Origin of the sequence: Aerococcus sp. Group 2, from assembly GCF_905125285.1 — a bacterium.
Classification (GTDB): Bacteria; Bacillota; Bacilli; order Lactobacillales; family Aerococcaceae; genus Aerococcus; species Aerococcus urinae_E.
In genome coordinates, this window is record NZ_CAJHPA010000002.1 from 173,013 (window position 1) to 193,617 (window position 20,605).

The 20,605-nt window shown below is 40.2% G+C and carries 18 protein-coding genes; all 18 read right to left on the reverse strand.

Annotated features, from left to right (window positions below; translation table 11 throughout):
• Positions 1–2: 2 nt before the first annotated feature.
• The 18 genes from JFU01_RS03170 to JFU01_RS03255 all read right to left on the reverse strand — a co-directional run bounded on the left by JFU01_RS03170 (position 3) and on the right by JFU01_RS03255 (position 20,603).
• The gene (locus JFU01_RS03170; protein WP_198434181.1) at positions 3–818 is read right to left on the reverse strand and encodes a glycosyltransferase; all 816 of its coding nucleotides are present in this window, start codon (positions 816–818) and stop codon (positions 3–5) included.
• Positions 819–833: 15 nt separating this feature from the next.
• Positions 834–1,790, reverse strand: a complete 957-nt coding sequence (locus JFU01_RS03175; RefSeq protein WP_195855949.1) for a glycosyltransferase family 2 protein — start codon at positions 1,788–1,790, stop codon at positions 834–836.
• A 116-nt stretch (positions 1,791–1,906) separates the two neighbouring features.
• Positions 1,907–3,670, reverse strand: coding sequence for a hypothetical protein (locus JFU01_RS03180; RefSeq protein WP_195855948.1), 1,764 nt, complete (start codon positions 3,668–3,670; stop codon positions 1,907–1,909).
• Positions 3,671–3,743: 73 nt separating this feature from the next.
• A complete protein-coding gene (locus JFU01_RS03185; RefSeq protein WP_195855947.1) occupies positions 3,744–4,808 on the reverse strand; it encodes an N-acetylneuraminate synthase family protein in 1,065 nt (354 codons plus the stop codon).
• Positions 4,809–4,818: 10 nt separating this feature from the next.
• Positions 4,819–6,453, reverse strand: coding sequence for a cytidylyltransferase domain-containing protein (locus tag JFU01_RS03190; RefSeq protein WP_195855946.1), 1,635 nt, complete (start codon positions 6,451–6,453; stop codon positions 4,819–4,821).
• A gap of 99 nt (positions 6,454–6,552) precedes the next feature.
• A complete protein-coding gene (locus JFU01_RS03195; RefSeq protein WP_195855945.1) occupies positions 6,553–8,310 on the reverse strand; it encodes an ArnT family glycosyltransferase in 1,758 nt (585 codons plus the stop codon).
• Between the two features lie 97 nt (positions 8,311–8,407).
• Entirely contained in the window at positions 8,408–9,736 is a 1,329-nt protein-coding gene (locus tag JFU01_RS03200; protein ID WP_195855944.1) for a polysaccharide deacetylase family protein, read from the reverse strand.
• 89 nt (positions 9,737–9,825) lie between these two features.
• Entirely contained in the window at positions 9,826–11,376 is a 1,551-nt protein-coding gene (locus JFU01_RS03205; RefSeq protein ID WP_195855943.1) for an O-antigen ligase family protein, read from the reverse strand.
• Positions 11,377–11,380: 4 nt separating this feature from the next.
• Complete coding sequence (locus tag JFU01_RS03210; protein ID WP_195855942.1) at positions 11,381–12,481, reverse strand: polysialyltransferase family glycosyltransferase; 1,101 nt, start codon at positions 12,479–12,481, stop codon at positions 11,381–11,383.
• Positions 12,482–12,485: 4 nt separating this feature from the next.
• The gene (locus JFU01_RS03215) at positions 12,486–13,982 is read right to left on the reverse strand and encodes a lipopolysaccharide biosynthesis protein (RefSeq protein WP_195855941.1); all 1,497 of its coding nucleotides are present in this window, start codon (positions 13,980–13,982) and stop codon (positions 12,486–12,488) included.
• Between the two features lie 140 nt (positions 13,983–14,122).
• The gene (gene purR / locus JFU01_RS03220; protein WP_060777780.1) at positions 14,123–14,935 is read right to left on the reverse strand and encodes a pur operon repressor; all 813 of its coding nucleotides are present in this window, start codon (positions 14,933–14,935) and stop codon (positions 14,123–14,125) included.
• 172 nt (positions 14,936–15,107) lie between these two features.
• A complete protein-coding gene (locus tag JFU01_RS03225; protein WP_041706198.1) occupies positions 15,108–15,908 on the reverse strand; it encodes a metal ABC transporter permease in 801 nt (266 codons plus the stop codon).
• Positions 15,851–16,561, reverse strand: coding sequence for a metal ABC transporter ATP-binding protein (locus JFU01_RS03230; RefSeq protein ID WP_060777778.1), 711 nt, complete (start codon positions 16,559–16,561; stop codon positions 15,851–15,853). The genes JFU01_RS03225 and JFU01_RS03230 overlap by 58 nt, the downstream gene beginning before the upstream one ends.
• A 13-nt stretch (positions 16,562–16,574) precedes the next feature.
• Positions 16,575–17,585: a metal ABC transporter substrate-binding protein gene (locus JFU01_RS03235; protein WP_195855940.1), complete on the reverse strand. Its 1,011-nt coding sequence runs from the start codon at positions 17,583–17,585 to the stop codon at positions 16,575–16,577.
• Between the two features lie 139 nt (positions 17,586–17,724).
• Positions 17,725–18,597, reverse strand: a complete 873-nt coding sequence (gene ispE, locus JFU01_RS03240; protein ID WP_195855939.1) for a 4-(cytidine 5'-diphospho)-2-C-methyl-D-erythritol kinase — start codon at positions 18,595–18,597, stop codon at positions 17,725–17,727.
• Between the two features lie 158 nt (positions 18,598–18,755).
• A complete protein-coding gene (locus JFU01_RS03245) occupies positions 18,756–18,989 on the reverse strand; it encodes a Veg family protein (protein ID WP_013668576.1) in 234 nt (77 codons plus the stop codon).
• 167 nt (positions 18,990–19,156) lie between these two features.
• Positions 19,157–19,867 carry an ABC transporter permease gene (locus tag JFU01_RS03250; RefSeq protein WP_195855938.1) on the reverse strand — a complete coding sequence of 237 codons (711 nt, stop codon included), beginning with the start codon at positions 19,865–19,867 and terminating at the stop codon, positions 19,157–19,159.
• A gap of 127 nt (positions 19,868–19,994) precedes the next feature.
• Positions 19,995–20,603, reverse strand: coding sequence for a multidrug ABC transporter permease (locus tag JFU01_RS03255; protein WP_195855937.1), 609 nt, complete (start codon positions 20,601–20,603; stop codon positions 19,995–19,997).
• Positions 20,604–20,605 lie beyond the last annotated feature (2 nt).

Genomic DNA, 20,605 nt, shown 5'->3' on the forward strand with positions numbered 1-20,605 from the left:
ACCTACTTTCTTAGTATTTTCTTATAGAGGTTTTGGCGTAGGGAATTAGGGACTAAATTAAATACAGCCTGCCCGCCCATACGGATTAGCCAATCAAGCGGACTGGCCAGGCCAACCTGGTAGATTTTTTGGTAGGCCTTACTGCCATCGACAAAATAGTCCCAACCGCCCCGTCTTTTAAACATATTCTGGTCTGCACGCGCATAAACTAGGGTATCGGCTAAATTGGCAGCCTTAACCCCATTTTTTAACATTCTTACCCATAAATAATAATCTTCATAACCTTTTAACGGCTGATAATTGCCTGCTTTTAGGACAGCTGATTTTTTATAGATCACTGTCATATGGTTGAAGGGATTACGCCGCTTAGCATACCCCAGGATATCTTGGTAGCTATGGGGCACGACTTTTCTGGCAGTTGGTTCCTTTGGCGACTGGTCAAATTCAAAGACATCGCTACCCAATAACTCGACTTCGGGATGTTCTTTAAGATAATTGATTTGTTTTTCGAAACGATCCGCCCGGCAAATATCATCGGTATCCATCCGGGCAATCCATTCATTACGGGCCAATTGAACGCCATCTTGTAAGGCCAAACCCAGGCCGCGGTTTTTGGGATAAGCCTGAATGGTGGTTTGCTTGGGATAACGTTTTTGAAAGTCGTCTAGAATAGCGTCGAGTTCCTCAGTTAAGGGGCCATCCTTAATAATTAATATTTCTTCAGCTGGCAGGCTTTGCTTGACCAGGCTATCCAAGCATTGCCGTAAATAAGTCGGGTTTTCCTTATGATATAAAGACATCAGCACTGTAAAATTCACTGCTTTCTTCCTCCCTTAACTTAAATACATCCGATATAAATGGCTATACAGACTTGGTGATACTTGATAGAGCGACCAGGCTAGCCGTTTTTGCCAGGAAATTTCCTCATTATCCTTAAAATAGGGCTGGTATTGCTTAAGGAGCTCAAGCAAGCGGCTGTGGTATTTTTTCTTCATTTCCTTATCTTCGCACTGGGAAAGTTGGTAAGCCACGATTAGGAAACTATCAAATAAACGCCGAGCTGCCCCCTGAGCTAATTCAGGGAAATGAATGAGTACATCATCCAAGATCTTTACCCTTTCAGTGACATTATCAAACTGTCCCGGAGAAAAGGTTTGAGCAGTGATCCCTAGAGGATTATCGTAATATTTTAAGCCAACCTTATCTGTGGTAATCACACAGTTGGCTTGCTTAGCCCCCAGATAACTCACATACATATCTTCATAAAGGGTATCAAGAGGGTATCTCATCTCATCAAAGAGGGAATGGTGCCAGATCTTATTCCAAGCATAGAAATCTAAACCATTATATTGGTGGAGGACCCTAACCGCTTCTTGGCTCTTAAATATTTGCTGACGGATGGCATTCTTAGGGGTGACTTGGTCACCAGAAACCCGTTCAAAATTAAATATGAACAAGTCCATTTGGTATTCTTGATAGGCCCGATAAAATAAGGAAAAAACATCATTAACATATTCATCATCAGAATCAAGAAAGGCCAAATAGTCCCCCTGGGCTTGACTAATGCCTGTATTTCTCGCTGCAGATAAGCCCCCGTTGGCTTGGTGTATGACTCTGATTCTTTGATCTTGGGATTCGATAGCATCACAAAGTGGACCGGTTCCATCAGTGGAACCATCATCCACAATAATCACTTCAAAATCCTTCATGCTTTGACTTAAGACACTATCGACCGCACGTTGCAAGGTACTTTCGACATTATAAGCTGGAATAATTACACTTAATAACATAATTTTCTATTACTCCATTTCCTGACGCTTTAGTAACAGATGAATTATATCATATCTGATCAAGAGAAAAGCTGATTTTATAGGAATTTGACTGATTCTTACAATAACTTTAAAAGTTAATTGCCATTAAGGAAACGATCAACTGTATACAGACCAACAGGCCATTCTTTCTTAGTCAGTTCTTTCTCCCACTTTTTAGTTTGCGGGAGTTCATCAAGAACCAATACTTGATCATAATCTTTCAGCATGGCTGGGTCTCCGTTATAAATCTTGGTGTTTGGTGTATATAAATAATAACGACCGGCAAAATCTGTTTTCCAACCTCCCGAGGTAAAAACAAGGATCCGTGAATCGTTTAAGCTCATCTGCTCTAAGCCAAGTTTTTCGTATTGGTAAGGGATCGAGCGATCTTTAAAGGCAATGGTCTCGTGTTCAGCAATTAACCAATCAGAACCCAGTCCCGCCAGGTAGATCACCATTAAGAATAAGGTCACTATATTGATGAAATGAGAGTCACTCGCTCCCCTTTGAAAAACCTTATCAAAATAATAAACCCCTACTAAAAAAACTGTTCCAAGTAAGACATAAGCGATGGTCATAGCATAACGGTCAAATTGAGCGAGACGTAGGGCTTCATCTTTGGGCATGGAGCTCACGTACATAAAAAAGACTCCCAGGAAATAAATGATATAAGTAAGACCCATGGCTAAACACAGTTTTTTCATGGTAAGGAGGTGTTTTTTAGTCAAAAGACAAGATAAGCTAAGAATCAGTAAGAGAGTAAAGGCTAATATAATCCCAGCAGTTGCTGGAATTAATGGATCTAATAGCTTGATTAAATAGCTTTTTCCAATTTGCTTGACTAATTCAAGGCTCTCTTGGTTAAAATGGCTACTATGTTTAAAGCCCGATAGGTCATAATTAAATTTTACATAGAGAGACCAGGTTAACTTCGATAAAAAGGCACCAGGAAGTAGGATAGCAAAAGCCTTGAGCTTATCTTTTCTGATTAAATTCTGATTCTTAATGATTAAGTAAGTCACATATAAAACAATAAGCAAACTGAAGAATAAACCGCTATCCTTAGTCAGGTTGACCATGCTAGTAAACAATAGCGTCCCGGTGATTAAATAGCCTAAGTGTTTTCGATAGCGAAAAGCATAAATACCAGCCGCTAAGGTTAAATAGGCCAAGAGATTGTCGACTAATAAATTATTCATCTTGACTGAATTGTCTAAGATAAAAAATATTCCCCACAATAAAGCAATTAAGGCCGCATTTAAGCGATTGGCAGGTTTGGTCAGAATGCCAAAAAAAGAATACAGACAAGCCATATTAAAGAGAAAGAAACCCATGATCATCTTGGCTTGGCTATAGCCACAGAAATAAATAAAATAACTGATATAAAGGGAAGTAGCTGGTGGATAAGACCGATAATAAATCAGCTGGTCAATATCTGTCGGTAAATGGAGCTCCGTAAACAAGTATTTGACCACTAAGCCCCAATGCGAATAATTATCAAAATGAATCAGGGGCATCCCCTTCATAACAAGAAACCAACCTAAAATCGCCACTAAGGCAATAATTTCAGGAAAGGCAGTCCCTTGTCTGACCCACGAAAAAAACAGCCTTAAAAAATTTCCCTTTCCACGAGAATTTTTCCAATACTCAATGCTTATCAAAATGAGCAAGAAAAAGCCTAATAAATAAGTCGCCCACAGAGCAGGCAACAATAAGTTCGCCAAGGCCGCTAAATATAAGAAAAGACTTTGGGAGATCATGACCAAAATCCAGGAAAAATATTTATTAAGCTTTAAAAATCGGATGGCGCCAGCAACATAACCAAAAGTTGATAGTGTAAATAAAATTAATTGAATCATACTTTTCCTCTATTAACAAAAAACCTAAAGTCATGCCTTAGCATAAACCCTAGGTTATCAATCAACATCTATACTATTTTTCTAACATATCTTCCATTAAAGTCGTGTCTTCGGCAAGATCTTGGTTAACCTTTCTACCAATAACTTCCTTCACCTTTCCAGGAGCAATTCCCGTACCAGGACGTTTAAAGGTTAGCATATCTTCAGTTAAGATTGTTCCTGCTTTGACATCTTGAGTAAGGACGATAGAACGTCGTGCGTTTTTCCGAGCCGCTGCTTGAGCCTCTAAGTTAGCAACCGCTTGCCCTCTTACCTTCATTTGGAATTCGAGGCCTTTTTTCAAGACTTTCATGTCGTCAGGGTCCATGGCATGGTAATGGTCATTACCTGGCAAGGTCTTATCTAAAGTATAGTGTTTCTCGATAACTTTAGCCCCTAAGGCCACAGCCGTTTTGACGACATCCATTTGTGGATCCGGACGGGTATGGTCAGAGTAGCCGATCACATAGTCAGGAAATTCCTTAATCAGACTGGAAATAACGTTTAAGTTAGCGTCTTCAAAGGGGGTTGGATACTCTAAGACACAGTGCATAATGACAATATCCTTATTGCCAGTGGATTCAATGGTTTCAACAGCTTGGTGAATTTCATCCATACTTGAAGCCCCGGTTGATAAGAGGATAGTTTTTCCTTTTTCTGCTTGGTATTTAATAAAAGGCAGGTTGGATAAATCTGATGAAGAAATTTTATAAATATCCATCAGGTCATATAGATAATCCGCTGACTCAAAGTCAAAAGCCGTTGAGAAGAATTCAATACCTACTTGTTTACAGTAGTCAGCTAACTCCTTATATTCATCATAGCCAAAAGAATCGAATTTTTTAAAAAGCTCATATTGTGAGGTGGTCGCTTCTTCACTGGTATCCCAATAGGAAGGTGAGAATTTTGAGGCAATGGTTTCGGCCTTATAGGTTTGAAACTTAACCGCATCCATACCCGACTCTTTTGCCTTATCAATCATTAACTTAGCTGCTTCCATTGGAGTCGTGCCGTTTTCTTTGGCAATATCATAGTAATTGACTCCGATTTCTCCGATCACATAGTATCCCTGTTCTTTTAATACTTCATGAATCCCCATTTTAATCTCCTTACTCTAAAATAATTTTTAATACACGATCTAAACCATGACGTAAATCATTGGCTAACATTTGTTGGTGCATTTGTTGACGAATTTGTGGTGTTTCAATCAACCAATTCAAAGTCCGCCCAATGGATTGGCTATCGATGGCCTGACCTAAACCTAGGTTCATAAAGCCATTGGATAAATATCCAAATTCATGGGTCAATTCCCGCTCATTTTGAGCCAAGAGAATCGTTGGTACTCCCATAGATGCTAACTCTAACATGGTCCGTCCTTGGGAAGAAACCGCGATATCCGATTTATTCATATAATCAGACATGACTTTGACATTTTGAATCACATCAATAGCGTATGGCATACTTTCTGCCTGGTCCTTCACTTGTTCAAAGTAAGGATAGCCAGGGCCAACAACAATGGTAAATTGAATGTCTTTGGCATTTTCGACAAAGGGAATAGCCTCCAATACTTTTTGGGTTAAGTTATTAGGATCCACCCCACCAAAAATCACAAAAATATTCTTCACTTCTTCATGAAAATCACTAGGAGAATTAATTAAGAATTCATCCCGAATGATGTAATAGGGGCTTCCCCAATAATATTGACTACCCTTTTTCTGAGGAGCATATAGATCGTTAATAACCGCATCAGCGAGGTCAGCTCCTGGGCCAATATCTTCAAAATTGATGATACGCAGGTCGCGCTTTTTGAGCATTTGCATATAATCAATAGACGTATCTAAAATATCATTAATTAAAATGTCAGCATCATATTCGTCGATCAGATCAAGAATTTCCTCTTCAGAATTGATTACTGTGTAGGGAAAATGACTGGCTTTTAATTTTTCCTGGGCCAGATTCGATTGCTGACTAGTCACAAAGTGGACCTTATGATGGATCAAGCCGTAAGCTAGGGCTAAGCCACGGTAGACATGTCCTAAACCAATTTCGGCATAACCCTCTACACGAATAAGAATATTTTTCTTATTCATTTCATTTTCAACCACCCACCAATCCTGAGCCGTATCGATATCGGTCGACTCCGCTTCGGGAACCTGAAAAACAGCTAAGTGTTGGCCTATCCTTGAATTTTCTTCTATGGCATGGTCACGGGTAATCAGAAAAGCGCCAGTTTCAGAATAGTTAGCTGGTAAATATTGGCGATTGAGTCGCTCCTTGTAATTAGGAATAATATTGCCTGAATCATCCTCTGTCCAAGATAAATGCGGGTGGTTAACCACACTGATCAAGGTGTCGATAGCTGGATCATTGATCATTTTGCCAATGGCTTGGTCCAGGGTTTTGATTTGTAAGAGCGGTGAAGTCGCTTGCAGGGTAATAATCAGGTCATAATGGACCCCCTTCTTAGCCTCCATCTTCTGATAAGCATCATAAATTACTGGATCTAAGGTGACTGCATCACTTGATAAATTTTCTCCTCGCCATACCACTTCAGCTTGGTAAGTTTCTGCGACGCGGGCGATTTCTTCATCATCCGTTGAGACACAGACATCCATCTGATATTGGCTATTTTGAGCATTCATAATGGCATAAGCGATTAACGGATGCCCATTAAGTATTCTCACGTTCTTGCGTGGAATTCCTTTAGAGCCTCCACGTGCTGGTATAACAGCTAATATATTCATCACTTGACTCCTTTTTATAATGGATCTTTATAGGACTAATTATAGCATATCAATAAGTCAGCAATCACTGGTCAACATGGTCTTAATAATATTTTAGACCTATTTTTGAATAAGTTTTTCATTGACAACATCCTTCACGTCGTAGAAACCCGGAGCTAAGTGTTGGTCAGTCAATTCCTTGACCCAAGTCTGGGTCGCTTCCTTATTATCTAAAACCAGGATCTGGTCATAATTTTTAACCACGTCTGGATTACCCTTATAGAGATGAGTATTGGGGGTGTAGAGGTACAAATTGCCGGCATTATCGGTATTCCACTTACCACTGGCCAATACTAAGATCTTTTTATTGTTTAAATTATGGTTATCAATGCCCATTTTTTGATATTCATAGGGAATAGAGTCACTGATGAAGTTGCGCTTTTCAATAGCGGCATCAACTAAATCATAGGCCAAACTGATAAAATAAATGCCAATAAGTCCGCTATAGATGAGCTTCTTGCCATAAAGTGAATGATCGCTCTTGTCCTCGACTCGACTTTCAAAATATTTAATCGCCACTAGACTAATACTTCCTAGTCCCACAAAAACCCCTGTCAGGGTATAACGGTCAAATTGAGCCAATTTGACTGCTTCATCCATTGGCATAGCGGTCAAGTACATGGCCATGGTGCTCAAATAGTAAACAAACAACACGGCAAAAAGAATTCCAGAAAAAGTCATTAGCCGCTTCTGCAAATTCTTCTCTCTGGCGGTCACTAAAAGCATCACTAAAACTAAGACTACTATCAAAACCAGTCCCCAAGTTGAAGGCGTCCAGGGGTCCAAACTTTGAAGGATAAATTTAGCCACAATTTTGGCCTTATCATGTAGTTGGCTCCAATCAAAGTGGACACTATGGCGAAATTGTGAGGTATCATACATTAACCTTACATAGAGTTTCCACATAACAAAGGGAAGTAGACTCAGTAAAACAGGTAAATATTTTTTTAAAGAAAAGATCTCTTTAGCCTTGTCGTACTTGGTCAAATAATAGCAATAAACAGCAATAAGTAAGACGGCAAAGAAAACCCCGCTCCCCTTAACCAGGCCTAGGAAGCCAGCAAGGATAATAACAATTAGCGAACTAATCTTTCTATTCTCCCGATAGTGGTATAAACCAGCAAAGCCAGCCAAGGTCAGATAAGCCAGCAAGTTATCCACTAGCAAATTATACATTTTAACGTGGTCATCCATTAAATAAAAGACTGCGATTAAAAAGAGAACCAAAAAGCCGGTGATTTTATTTTTCTTGACATTAAAGGGGGTAAAAAAAGCATAGAGGGCAGCTAAATTGACCATAAAATTGCCGATAATCATATGACCTTCGCTATAACCCAGAAAATTAACCACATAATTGATGTATAGAGAAACTGCCGGTGGGTATGACCGATAGTAGATAATCTTGTCTAGATCAGTCGCTAAGCGCTGTTCATTGAAGAAAAATTTAACAATCAGCCCCCAATGGGAAAAGTTATCCCAAAAAATAAGGGGCATATCCTTCATAAAAAATATCCAGATAAAAAAAGTCACTAAGAAAATAAGGCTAATCCAGGAAAATTTTCTTTTGAAAAGGTCAAGGAAACTTTCCTGGCTAGAGCGACTTTGCTGAAATAGATAAACAGCTAATAGGATAAAACCCAAGTAATAAATAAGATACATGGCCGGTTGCAATAAGTTCAATAGGGCCAGGACAAAGATAGTCAAACTTTGACCAGCAATTACTAAGATCCAAGACAGATAAGGCGAAACGGCTAAGCGCTTCTCTAAGCAAGAGACATAGCCATAGGTCGACAAGATAAATAAAAATAGATTGAACATAGGAATCCCTTTCTAATCTAAACGCTATGGTAAATATAAAAATGTCTGCTTATTTTCCAATTAAAATAAGCAGACATTCCGATTAAGTTATCTTTCTTTAGTTATGATTCCAAGTTTTGATGTCAGGGATTTGCTCAGGAAAGACAAACACATAGCCCCGCTTCTTCAGTTCCGGAATCACTTTCTTCAAGGCATCGGTTGTCGCCGTATACCTAGAATGCTGTAAAATAACAGAATGGTGTTGCATATTTTTCATGATCATATCATAGATATCATCGGGGTCCGTTAATTGCCAGTCTCTGGATGTGGTATTCCAATAACAAGGTTTTAAGGGGGCAACTAATTGAGTCGTCCGCGCTCGATCTTGGCCATAAGGCGTTCTAAATAATTTCGGCGTTACTCCCGTTGCTTGTTTAATGATATCTTGAGTACGATTAATTTGGTCTAAAATTTGCTTATCTGTTAATTTAGCAAAATCAGGGTGATCATAAGAGTGGTTTGCCACATGGTGGCCACGTTTAACGATCTCGCGGGCTAATTCTGGTTTCTTTTCGGTATTATTTCCTTGTAAGAAGAAGGTTGCCTTGATGCCGTATTGTTCACAGATATCCATGGCATTTTCGACATTATCATCCGGACCATCATCGAAAGTAATAGCAACTAAAGGCCGATAATCCACTGGCGACCCAGTCAGCACACTGGCTAATTCATCCTGCTTAAGTAATTTTTCTAGGGACTTGCTATAGCCATCCTGGTTAGCCGTCTGTTCTTTTACTGATAAAGCGTAGTCCATTAAGCGCTTTTTAAAGAGGTCAGCTTGACCTTCTTTATTGGTATGGTCGATATAATTGGATATTTCCTTAGCAACCTGGTTAAAAGCATCAAGGTCTTTATCTAAGCTTTCAATCATAAACTTCTCTGGCAAATGATCAATTTTATTTTCAATCGTCTCATTCGATTGGGCCACCTGCTGTAAAAGTCCATAGTTAGCTTTTAAATCTTCCACTAACTTGTCTGAGTAGTCGAAATTAAAGCGATCTTTTTTCTTATCAACCTCTTCAGCAGAAACTCCATCTTCAATGACCCAATCCTTGTTGACCTGGTTGCCTTCAATAATCGGCTTATCATCAAGAACAGAGTCATTCAGGAATTGAATGGCCTTCCGCTTGTCAATCGCCCGATCAATGAGCTCTTGTAATTCCTTAGCATGGTCACCATAGATGTGGCGACTATCATATTTAACCTTCTCTAAATCCTCCAAAGAATAATTCGGATTGATATAGTCATGCTTATTATTAAAATAAATTTCATTAACTTCTTTTTCAACTTTGGCCACCGTAATATGGTGGTTATAGTATAGAATTCCAGCCAAGCCTAAGAGCAAAACCGTTAAAATGCTGGTTATAAATAAAGCTTTTTTGTTCATTATATTACCCTTCTTCACCTAGAGTTTGATCCTGATATGTGCTTAGACTAAAGAAATTATTACTATTATAATTTTTTTAGTCTTTAGCTTCAATAAGGCGAAATAATATTTATAAATTTACTTTTTAGATCTTTATTGATTGCCTGGCTTTTTTGTGCTTGTAATTGGGAACGGTGGACATTAAGGAAGCCGGCATAGGTCCAAAAAATTAAGCCAATGGTATCGCGGTTGGCTAACAAGATATGATTTTCCACCATATCTTCAGCCAACAAGGCGATAATGGTAACTAAGATTAAGGCATATAATTGATTGTTGGCATCACTGAAATCAACCTTTGCTGTCATCAGATAGCCTACATGATAAATTAAATAGAATAGCGCAAAGGCTGCAATAATAATTAAGCCGACAAAACCAGCCTTAGTAAAGACTGCAATATAGGTATTATGCATGTTTCCTCTAGCACGTTTGATCTCGCTTCTATCCAAGGTGGTGAGCTTGGTCAAATCAACCTGGGCGGTAGCTTCTTGGTCTTTAATATTGCGGTATAAGTCAATGTCACTTAAACCGAACAAGAAATTTTGTGCAGCCGCCTTAATCCCGGCTTGCCAAATGGTAAAACGTCCTGCTGAAACTTCAGCGTCCCCTTCATCGTGTTGAATACTTACGGGAGCGATAACTGTACTTTTATTTCCCCCAGTCTTGCTCTCACCATGTCTCAAATCACTCCAACTGATTTCCCCAGTAACTAAGCGGGCAGCTGTTTGGGTCGTTGCTGGAATATAAGCTAAAATGCTTTCCGCTTGATGTTCCACAGCGACAAAGAGAAAGAGCCCCAGCCCTGCTCCTAGGATAACCTTGCCAAGGCTTTTTAAGTTGGCTTGGTGTCTAACAAAGAGACGATAAATGGCATAGCAGGTGATGACTAAGCCAGCAGTTAAGAGGGTTAGCGTGGTGCCCCGCGAACTAGCTAGGACAAAATATAAATATTGAATAATGGCATTAAAAACATAGAATGGCTGGAAGCTCTTCCAACTTGACCGCTTCAAGATATTATTCATTAAACTAGCTACAACACTTAACACACCAATAATCGACCCCATGTTAGGACTGGTGTAAAGGCCAAATAGACGATTTTCAGTGAAACCTTGCCGCATCCAATTAATCCCAGTACCATCTAAAACCCAGTAGCGAATGTGAAAGGCAAAGAGCAATAGGGAAACAAAACCCAAAAAGCAAACGATACCGATAAAGATGTCGTTAAATCTTGCCATCCATTTTTTACTTGTTTGGTAATCTTCACTAGGATTAAAGGCATAGATCAGGAAGAAAGTTTGGGCCACATAGAACCAGTTAATAGCTGAATCAGGGAATTGATAAGTCAGATTCAAGAGGACCGAAATTGCAAAAGAAATTAAAAAGGCAAATAAAAAAGGCCAAAACTTTTGCTTAAACATTATTCGCCTGGTCAAGAAGTCCTTAGCCAATAAGTAAATCCCCCAGACAAAAACAATCTTCATGGGAAGGTTCTCGATATCAAAACTGCTAGGAACTGCATATATAAGATTAATAATCAAAGTAATTATTTTAAATAAATGAACATTATTAATTATTGAAAAGATTTTATTAGCATATTCTTTCATTGAGCTATTGATCTCCTTTAATTTTAATCTCATATAATAAGTCTTCTAACTGCTTGCTGTTTTCAGGCACCTGCAACAAAGGTCCATAAATTTCCTTGAAATTTTTAGCCATGGACAAGCTATTGGTTAAAATCATTTTAGTCGGCTCATCCACCTTTTCCCCAATCGCATGATCAACCAGGCCGGCCAACATAATAATCGGCATCCTTTGTTGATAGAGTAAGTAAGGTGAGAATACCGCAGTTGAATTCACTGCGGCTAAGGTCAAGTGGGAATGGTCTACAAACAAGAGAAAGATCTCCCAGGGCATGGTGGTTTGTAAATAATTCACTCGACCATATTTATTTGCTTCAGAGCGAGGATGTAACTTCACGTAGATCCTAATATTTAAGGCATCACATATTGCTTTTAAGTGGTTAAACAAGGTCAATTCATCGATTTGTGTCCCATCTTTTTTGAAGGGCTGGTCAAAATAAATGACACTTCCCTCAGTCACTTGACTTATTTCTTCATCATAGGCTTGAGAAAAGATTGCCTTGATCAAGGGAAAAGCAGGATTATTTTGGTCAAGAGCAGGAATTTTTATCAAGTCTCCTGAGAAATCATGCCACTGAACCAAGTCTGGTTGGTAGGTATAACAATTTTCCCATTGGCCGTGAAAAATGGAATGCTTATTCAATTTCTTTTGCAAGGCATCATTGGCATTTTTAATTTCTATGGGTTTGGCGCCCAGATAAATCCCCATACCGTCTTCATAATAGTGCAAGTGAAAATCATGACCTTTAGCAGCGAGGCTGCTATAGAGAAGGCGGCCAAAATAATTATCCCCCGGTAAATAAATATGGTCAAAATCATCTAGAGGGATCAAGTTCTTATTCCAATAAAGACGAGAAATTTTCGCCAATTTCCCGCCTAAATTCTGATGGTTGATTTTAATCACTTCTAAGCCCTGGCCTAACTTCTTGCTTATATCAATTAATAAATCAGCATTAGCGAATTCGTTATAGATAAAGAGGGTCAGCTCTTCCCCAGATAAGCAATTCTTCCAGATATTAAGGCTATTGATAATATGAAGCGGTGTCCAAGCAACAATTGCATGTTTCATTAATTTAATCTCCTGAATTTAATTTTTTGCCAATAAAATCAGTGAACAAGGCCTTTATGGTAGGAATTTCTCTATAGACGAGTACGATAGTAGTCACTAGGTAGAGAACGATCTTATAGAGAAGATTTTGCCAAATCAGTGGCCCAGTTGGGTGGGCAATATCGTAAAACAAGCCCACTCCGCTTACCAGAACTAATATAGCAATATAAAGCAACATATTTTTGATTTTAAAATTGACGGGTTCAATTTTTCTAGAAAGGACATAAATAATGATTGCGATTACGGTCCATTGAATCAAAAGCACGATGGCTGGGGTTAAGAGTCCTAGGTACTGGGTCAGTGTTGCGGTTAACAAGACACTCAGTAAACTCCCTGACAAGGTAGCAATGAAAATATACCTGGTCGCCTTGGTATTATAGAAAAGTGTATTGACGTAGAAGAGGTAGACTGAACGAATTTGATAAGCCACCAGTATGATAGGAACCAGAGTCCAAGCCAGTAAATAGCCATCGGCAATAAAAATTTGGATAACCTCCTTAATAAATAAGGACATTCCCAAACTAATGATTAAATAAATTCGACTCAAAACATCTGCAAATTGAATAGCTTTTTTCTTGTGCTGATCGCCCAAATCCATCAAGCTATAGAACCAAGGCACATAGGCTGAATTGACACTATATTGCATGGTATCAATAATTAACATAAATTGTGAGGCTGTGGTATAGAGACCAGCACTGGCAGTTGATACCTGGTTGTTGAGAAATAGTCGTGAGACGAAATCAGCAATTTGGGTCGACATCAAATGCGGTAGGAGCGGAATCGAATAAGAAAGCGCCTCTTTCAGGTAGTTCCATTGGAAGTTAAAGCGGATGATGCCACGCTGATATAAACTAATCAAAGCATACAAACCAAAAGTAAAGCCAGTGATCAAGTAACTTAATAATTGCCCAGTGGCTCCCCATTGGAACACAACAATAAAGAGAATATTACAAGCCACCATCATGGCAAAATTGAGCAAGCTGTTAATGGCATAGGCCTTGGCTTGTTCCATGGTTTGCAATAAGGTTTGATAAATATTATAAATCGGATTAACAATAACGGTAATGATCCCCATAAAAATATAAGGAAAAAAGGCGATCCCATCAACAAAGGGTTCAACCAGGATATCCTTAAATAGGATAATTAAGCCCCCTAAAAAGAGGCTATTACCCATAATAAAGAGCATAATGGTCCCGTAAAAGGATTGTAATTGGGGCCAATTTTCCCGATAGCGGTAAAAATAACGTTGGACTGCACTATTTAAAGAAAAAGTGAACAATAAGGTTAATACCTGGGTCAATGAATTAACCACACCAACAATCCCATAGTCTTCAGGAGTAAGGTATAAAGTATATAAAGGAAGTAAAATAAATCCAATCGCTTTTTGCAAAATCGAGGTGATCGAATAAATTCCAGAATTTATTAATACGCTCTTTGCTGAAGAGGGTTGCTTCTTTGACATCACTTCGTCTCCTTTTTCTTCATCAAGTCACTATTATACCCTATATTAGAAGTAAAATAAAAAAGGGACAAGACTTTCTAATTGTTTTAAATAAAACTTTAGAAAGCTTTGTCCTAACAGTACATTGCTAATTATTCTCCCTAGTCAAACAAGGACCCTAATTCAATTCCCGCTACATCTAAATTATCAGCTGTCTTTTTAACCTTGATGAGGGACTTATAGGGATAATCGATATAGTTCTTTTGATTATCGGCCTCCCCAAAGACCACAGCTCCGATGGTATGGCAGTCAAATTCTTCTACTAAACTGAGCATCCCATTCATGGTACCGCCCCCATTCATAAAGTCATCAACAATTAAAATGTTTTGGTCGGCCGAGAGATTATTTTTGGTCAAGGCCATCTTTTTCACTTCGTCATTTCCCGTCACATAGGTCACTGAAACAGTAGACCCTTCCGTTAATTGGGCTTCCCGTTGAACGATGACAAAGGGAACATTTAAGAAATTGGCGACTGCTTGGGCCATAGAAATCCCCTTGGTTGCCATGGTCATGATCACATCAATGGACTGTCCATAATAAGCGGAAGCGATGATGTTACCAATATGACGTAAATCATAGGGATTGCCTAAAACGTCAGAAAAATAGAAATAACCGCCCGGTAAAATGCGTTGCTTATCAGTCAACTTAGCGGTTAATTGATTCATATACTCCATGGCCTTGTCTTTTTCCACTTTAGGGCGGAAAATAACACCACCACTGGCTCCAGCAATAGTTTCAACAATACCAATATTAGATAACTTAAATTGTTCAGCAATAATGCCGACATCTTCAGAAATGGATGACTTGGCTGCTTGATAGCGGTCAACAAAGAAGGGTAAGGAAATCGTTCGATAAGGGTTATTCAACAAATAATGGGTCATATCGACTAAACGATGACTACGCTTCATTTTCATACTTGTACTCCTTTACTTGCTAGCTTATTACATTATAAGCAAAATCAGAACAAATTCAAGAAATTTCCGCCGAAAGTCTGTTTTTTACTATAATTGTTTTTATACAATAGGAAAACGCCCATCACTTAACAATGGGCGTTTTATTATTGGAGTAATCATAAAACCGTTTTCTCTATCTTTTTACCAAGCGTAAGACAATACTTTCCAAGGCAAAAAGACAGACAAAGATAAAGGCAATGGTCGCTCCTGGAGGGGTGTCTAAGCCATATGAAATCAGCAGACCCGAAAACATACCCGCTAAGGCAATAATAATTGCTAGGATAATCACACTATCAAAACTCTTCATCAAGCGCATAGCAATGGCCGCTGGCATGATCAGGATGGAAGAGACCAACAAGGTCCCAGCAATCGGCATCATAATGGAAATAGCTACCCCAGTCACGATCGAAAGCACCATGGAAATCAAGCGCGTAGGTAAGCCCGAAGTATAGGCAATACTCTCATCAAAGGCTTCCACATAGAGGACCCGCTTAAAGGCGAAATAAGCAAGGAGAACAATAACTGCTAAAGCAATTAATAAGCGGACTTGTACAGGCGAAATAGTGACAATCGACCCGAATAAGTAGGCCTCGATACTGCTGGCTGATTCGACCCGTGACATTAACAGTAAGGCCAGGGCCATACCACCCGACATTAACATGGCAATGGAAATATCCGAATAGTTTTTGTAAACTCGGCGGAGGTATTCTAAAGCCATGGCCGCAATCACCACCACTAAAATGGTCGTATAGATCGGTTCCACCCCTAATAAGAAACCTAAAGCCACCCCGGCCAGGGAAACATGAGCCAGGGTATCCGACATCAGGGACTGTTTTCTTAAAATAAGCAATAAACCCAATACCGGAGCAAAACAAGCTATGGCTCCGCAGGCGATGAAGGCTCGGACCATGAAGTCATACTGAAACAGCGCCATGGTGACCCCTCCTCTCTAGTTAGATGAATGTGTTTATCGAAATAATCTTGTAAATGGATATCCTCGTGGGTCACCATGAGGATAGCTTTACCATGGCGGCGGGTATTGTGTTTCAATAAAGTGTAAAACTCTTCCCGTGAGGCCTTATCCATCCCGGTAGTAGGTTCATCCAGGACAAATAAGTCAGGATCCGTGGCAAAGACTCGAGCCAAGACAATCCGTTGCTTCTGACCGCCGGATAATTCCCCCACTTTTTCTTGGGCCTGTTCCCACATGCCTACTGAGTTAAGGGCCCGCTTAACGTGTTCATGGTCTTCATCAGTCAGGCGTTTAAACCAACGATCTTGTTGGTAACGGCCTGAGAGGACAAACTCATAAACTGTGCTGGGAAAACCAGCATTGAAGCTAGCCACCATCTGGGGAACATAGCCAATTTGTAATTTATTACCATAAATATTGTTTTTACTAATCGTCACTTTTCCCTTGTCCGGTTGTAGTAGACCCAGGATATTTTTCAACAGGGTGGACTTGGCTGCCCCATTCTCCCCAGTTAAGATCACAAATTCACCGGGGTCAACGGTAAAGCTGATATTGTTGAGAACTGGCTCACTATCATAAGAAAAGCGCAAGTCTTCTACTTGGATATAATGCATGCTAGCCTCCTATCTAATTAATGGTTAATTTTAAATGCTCGAGGTTTTCCCGCATCAAATTAATATAGGTATCGCCTGAAATCGGCTGGTCAGAACTGGCTGATTCGAGTGCATTGAGACTGGAAACCTTAACCCCAGTTTCCGCCGCCAAAGTCTCTGCGAGTTTGGATGAGGTGTTTTCTTGGAAATAAATCACCGGCAGATTATTTTGTTTAATATAATCAATCACCCCTGCCATGGCTTGTGGTGATGGCTCCGCATCATCACTCACTCCTGTTAGAGCAATTTGCTTTAAATTATATTCATCAGCCAAATACCCGAAAGCGGCATGGGCGGTCACAAAGGATTGGTCGGGATGATTAGAAAAGGCAGTTTGATAGTCATGGTCAAGTGCTTCCAACTTCTCCAGGAAGGCATCGGTATTCTTTTGATACAGTTCAGCCTGGTCAGGGTCAACTTCTTTCATGGCGTCACAAATGGCTTGGGTCTGGATCATGGCATTTTTAGGACTAAGCCAGGTATGGGGATCATATTCATGGACATGGAGGCCGCCTTCTTCATGGTTATGGTCGCTTTCATGGTCATGATCATGATCGTGGTCATCTTCAGCCGTTAGGACCTCCCCTTCAATTGTTTCGACCGCTCCCGAAATGGGTTCAATATTATCAGCTGACTCGACCACCTTCACCTGGTCCGTATCAATACTATTTAAACTACTCTCTACCCAAGCCTCCATATCATCGCTGTTATAAACAAAGACATCCGCCTCTTGTAAGCGGGCCATGTCCTTGGCACTGGGTTCAAAGTGATGGGCTTCTTGCTTTCCTGATATCATCACCTGGACATCAGCTTGGTCACCGACTACCGCTTGGGTTAATAGCTGCATGGGATAAAAACTGGTCATCACAGTTAACTTGCCCTTACCATTATTATCTGCCGCTTCTTTGCCTTGGCTACAACCAAAGCTGACCAGTAAAGCCAGCAGACTTAGGCAAAAGCCTATCTTTTTAATCATCGTTTTCATGATAAAGCCTCCTTGCAAATCGTAACTCTTACGATTTAATATAGCACACATCATCGCCAGCCGCAAGATAATCTCTCCTATTTAAAATAAAAAACCTGGGGCTTTTGCCCCAGGTGAGCCCCAATAAAAGCAAGCAATCTTAACTAATATTTCTGAGATTTTGATTCATTCTAACTATATAAACCTCTTCGCAAAAGCCTTTTAGGCCATTATAAATCCGCTTAGCTTGTTGTTGCTGGCGGGTAAAGCCAATAATGGTCGACCCGCTCCCTGTCATGGTTACCCCTTGGGCGCCGAAATTTTGCATCCGTTCCTTTAAGGCCTTTAACTTGGGATAATAACTAAAAGTAATGGCCTCTAGGGAATTGCCGACTTCTGCCATCACTTGTTGATAATCTCCGTTCTTAATGGCCTCGGTTACTGGACCCGCATGGGTGGAAAGCTTTTGGGGATGGTCTTTTAAGGCAGCTAACATCTTTGGGGTGGAAATGGAAAAAGCAGGTTTAGCTAGGACCAGCCAGCTTGAAGGTAAGGACGGTAAGGGTTCATAATTGCTTCCCGAACCGGTCATCCGACACAGTCCCCCTCTTAAACAATAGGGAGCATCACTATCAATGGTTACGGCAATATCCATGAGTTGGTCAAGGGACCAATCCAAATGCCAGAGGCGATTTAGCCCGCGGATGACCGCCGCTGCGTCACTCGATCCGCCCCCAAGTCCGGCTGAAACCGGAATATACTTGCGGATAGAAATGGTTACGCCCCGATCTACTCCGGCAAGATCCTTCATTTTTACAGCGGCCTGGTAGGCGTGGTTACGTTGGTCCCGGGGCAGAAAATGTTGGTTAGAGCGGATAAAAATCTCACCACTATCGTTTTCCTCAATGACCAGGTAATCAGCCAGGTCAACTGAGGCCATGACCATATCAAAGTAAAAGCAGTCATCCTCTGCTTGATAGTAGATATCTTGGGCGAGATTAATCTTAGCTAAAGCTTTTTCTCGAATAGCCATCTTGCTTCACCCCTCTCTTTTACTGGTCTAATTATTCTTATTTTAACATGACTACTTGATTCCTCAACTGAGAAGGCAAGGGATAAAGAAAAGAGGTGTAAGTAGCATGGTTTTGCATGCTGCTTACACCTCTTCTCAATCACTAATTACGCACAATATTAGGGAAACTCAATTTCGATGCTTTCAGTTAATAAGTCGGTATAGCTATAGCATACGCGCTCAAACTGATTTTCATCTTGGTCGAGTTCAACAACAAATACGGCTGGAAAGGTATCACTTAAAATCCCATTACGGATAGTGATCCGCTTTCTCCCTGTCTGTTGCGTTACTTGGATCGGTTTACCAATATTTTCCTCTAAGCCTGCCTTAATACTTTGTAAATTACTTGGCATGCCATCACCCCTTGATAAACCAATTATAACACAAAGTCAATCTTTTTACAATAGCACAATAAAAGCTTCATTGTCAAGGCCTCTAAAGCATTTTCTAAAAGGATTTATAAGGACGATTTTCTCCCCAAAACACCAGCTAAGGTCCAATCACTTGGAGGGCGACTTCATCATATTCCTAACCTGCCATAAGCTGTTTTTTTTAGCCCCTTTAAGCAGAAGTAATTAAAAGCAAAAATGATAACGATGTACACTAAAACTAATAAAGCAGTGGTCTCCCCCTGGTAAATCCCCTCAACCACTTGACCATAAGGGAAGACATAGCTAGCCTCCTTAAAGAGAGGTGGGTAGGCAGAAATAGGGGCAACCACACCAGCCATAAGCGGTAGGATGGCGGTAAAGAGGTTGGTAAAGAGATAGATATTATCGCGGTGGACGCTTAATAAATAACCGGCGATCCCTAATCCTGCACTAAATAATAAGGAAAGCGGTAAAGCGGCTAAGCAGCGCCAAAAATATAAGCTGTCCACGCCAATCATCAATAAGAGGTCGCCGTTAATTAAAAACATGATTAGACTTAAAAAGAGACTAGTAGCAAGCTTTATCCCCCAATAGCTTAAAGACCAGGGCTTATGGACCAGGACTTCCCGAAAAATTTGGCTTAAATAATCCACCACTAAGAGATAGGCCATGGTCGACAAGCAGAAACTATTGGCCGATAAATAAACTGAGGCCATGGCCACTTGGGGATTAAGCGCCTTAGCATACTGTTGGTTGAGAAGCAGAATAACTAGGATCTGAATAATGGGTAGGATCAGAAAATGGATAAGGATCAATTTCTTATTCTGTAAAAAAGGTAAGGATTTCATTTGAATCCGCATTAAAATCGCCTCCCTAAACCTTGCTTACGAGCTGACCTTAAGAGATAAGCGCCTAAAGTAACTGCCAGAACCAACCATAAGAATAAAGAAAAGCCATAAGCCACTATGGATAAGTGGTCCCCCCGCCCTAAAAGGACTTGATCGGATAAATAATCGGAATCAGCCACTGAGCCCAGCTGATCCAATGACTGGCCAGAGCAAAGGTCCCCAGTAAGCCAGAAAGCAGCATGACGGGTAAATGAAGTAATTCTTCATAAATAATTGCATTAGGGGTTAAGACAAAAAAGCCAGCAATGAATAAATCCATCACCACAGCGCCTAAAAAGAGCATCAGTACCTGAACGGCCATGGCCAGGCTAAAAGCTTGTAGGCCCGTATTAAAAACAAGGGCTAAAAGATAAGCCAAGGGAAAACTCAGTAAGCCAAAGGAGGCCGCTGGCAGTAATAAAGATAACAAGGAATAGGTAGCCCCAGCTTGGGTGTTAATTAAATAAGGTAGGGTTCCCAGGTGGCGTTGGTAGCCAATCGAACCTGTTGCTGTAGTTGCCGAAGTCCAGAGACCAAAAACCCCACTCCTCAGCCACAAGTCCGGGTCACTAGAGCTCCCAGAAGCATAGAGGGCAATATACTGCAAGCAGAAGAAAGTCAGGGTGCTAGTAATAGGCAGCCAGAAGAAATAAGAATTTTTCATATAGACTTTTAAGTGAAAACCATACAGACGTAAAAAGCGACCCATAT